A 1833-nucleotide genomic window follows, 5' to 3' on the forward strand; every position below is an offset into this window, starting at 1 on the left:
ACAGAACCTGGACCATCCCCATGAACTGGGATGATGTCCGCATCTTCCTCGCCGTGGCGCGCGCCGGCCAGATCCTCGGCGCGGCAAAACGGCTGGAGCTTAACCACGCCACCGTCTCGCGACGGCTCGCGGCGCTCGAGGAAGCGCTGCGGACGAAACTCTTCCGTCGCCTGACCACCGGCAGTGAGCTGACGCCGGCCGGCGAGCGCTTCCTCGACATCGCCGAGCGCATGGAGAGCGACATGATCGCAGCGCGCTCGACCATCGCCGGCGAGGGCGACGACGTCTCCGGCACGGTGCGCATCGGCGCTCCCGACGGTTTCGGTGTCGCCTTCCTCGCCAAGCGTTTGGGCGAGCTGACGGCGCTCCACCGCGAGCTCACCATCCAGCTGGTGCCGGTGCCGCGCTCCTTCTCCCTGTCGCGGCGCGAGGCCGACATCGCGATTGCCGTAGAGCGGCCGACCGAGGGCCGATTGGTGGCGGGAAAGCTCGTCGACTATACGCTCGGCCTGTTCGCCTCCCGCACCTATGCGGAAGCCAACGGCCTGCCGAAGTCAGCAGCCGAGCTCGATCGGCACACGCTGATCGGCTATGTGCCCGACCTCATCGTCAGCCCTTCGCTCGACTATGCCGCGGAGTTCAGCCCGGACTGGCGCACCAGCTTCGCCATCTCGTCAGCACTTGGCCAGGCGGAGGCGGTGCGCTCGGGCGCCGGCATCGGCATCCTGCATACCTTCGTCGCCCGCTCGATGCCGGAGCTGGTGCCGGTAGACATCGTCGCGCCCATCCGCCGCGCGTACTGGCTGGTCTATCACGAATCAGTGAGGCCGCTGCGCCGGGTCCAGCTCGTCGCCAATTTCATCACCAGGGCGGTGGAGCGGGAAAAGGGGTTGTTCGTCTGATGCCGCCCAAAAAGGCCGACCCGCTTTGGAACCGCCTTCAAGGCGCATCGAGGACGAAAGAATTCACAACCTGTCGGCCTCAGCGGCGAACGGCGCCCACATCCGGCCGGCTTCCTCGGCGCTGTTGCCCATGAGCCCGGAGGTGACTAAGCCGTAGTGGCGGTCGCGTATCGAAATCGCGATCCTGGCGTGGCCGTAGAAGCTGACATCGCCGTCGCCGAGGTGGAAATCCATGTCAGTCATCCGCACGGGATAGCCGTCCGGGAGTCGCGCCAGCCTGTCGTTGCTGAAACTGGCCGAACCGAAGGCGGAGCCGACCTGCCTTGCGCTTGCCACAAAATCGGCCAGTGTGGCACCAGTACTTCGCCATGCCGTGGCAGGCGAGGGGGAATCTGGGAAAGCCGGCGCAGACATGCGAGCCATTCTTGCCATCCTGCCGCTGCTTTGCCTCTCCGGCTGCGCCAATCCGTGGGCCAGGGTTCCCGAAGCGGAACTGCCGAAGTCGATCCGCTATGCGATGGCCCGCCCCTCGCCTTTCGTCTTCGGCAATTATTGCGGTCCTGGAACCCGCACCGGCGATCTCTCGGCCACCCCGGTCGACCGGCTCGATGCCGCCTGCCGGATCCACGATGCCTGCTATATCGCCCGCCACAATCATTGCGATTGCGACGGCGCGCTGATCGCTTCGGCAAGGACGATCCGCGGCGACAAGACGGCGCCAAGGAAGATGCGCGGCGAGGCCGAGCTCTTGATAGCCACCTTCGCGCTTCCGGTCTGCAAGGTCTTTCCGCAGGGCTTCATGCCGCCGCGCGACCCCGCCCAGCTCAAGGTCATGAACGGGGCGACCGGGTGAGACCGGGAGCCGTCGTGACAAGGCTGCTGCTTGGCCTGGCGCTGACCGCGCTCGCCGGATGCGCCGGCATGCCGGGCC

The 1833-nt window shown here is 66.8% G+C and carries 3 protein-coding genes; 2 read left to right on the forward strand and 1 reads right to left on the reverse strand.

All coding sequences use genetic code 11. The features are described from left to right. Positions 1-20: 20 nt before the first annotated feature. A complete protein-coding gene (locus EOA60_RS31300; protein ID WP_095799744.1) occupies positions 21-902 on the forward strand; it encodes a LysR family transcriptional regulator in 882 nt (293 codons plus the stop codon). Between the two features lie 63 nt (positions 903-965). Here EOA60_RS31300 and EOA60_RS37900 read toward each other — a convergent pair whose 3' ends face one another. Next, positions 966-1136 (reverse strand): hypothetical protein, encoded by a 171-nt coding sequence (locus tag EOA60_RS37900; protein WP_164893929.1) that lies wholly within the window; start codon positions 1134-1136, stop codon positions 966-968. 178 nt (positions 1137-1314) lie between these two features. Here EOA60_RS37900 and EOA60_RS31305 point away from each other — a divergent pair, with 178 nt between their 5' ends. After that, positions 1315-1755, forward strand: coding sequence for a hypothetical protein (locus EOA60_RS31305; RefSeq protein WP_095782605.1), 441 nt, complete (start codon positions 1315-1317; stop codon positions 1753-1755). Positions 1756-1833 lie beyond the last annotated feature (78 nt).

It is taken from the genome of Mesorhizobium sp. M1A.F.Ca.IN.020.06.1.1, assembly GCF_004023265.1.
GTDB lineage: Bacteria > Pseudomonadota > Alphaproteobacteria > Rhizobiales > Rhizobiaceae > Mesorhizobium.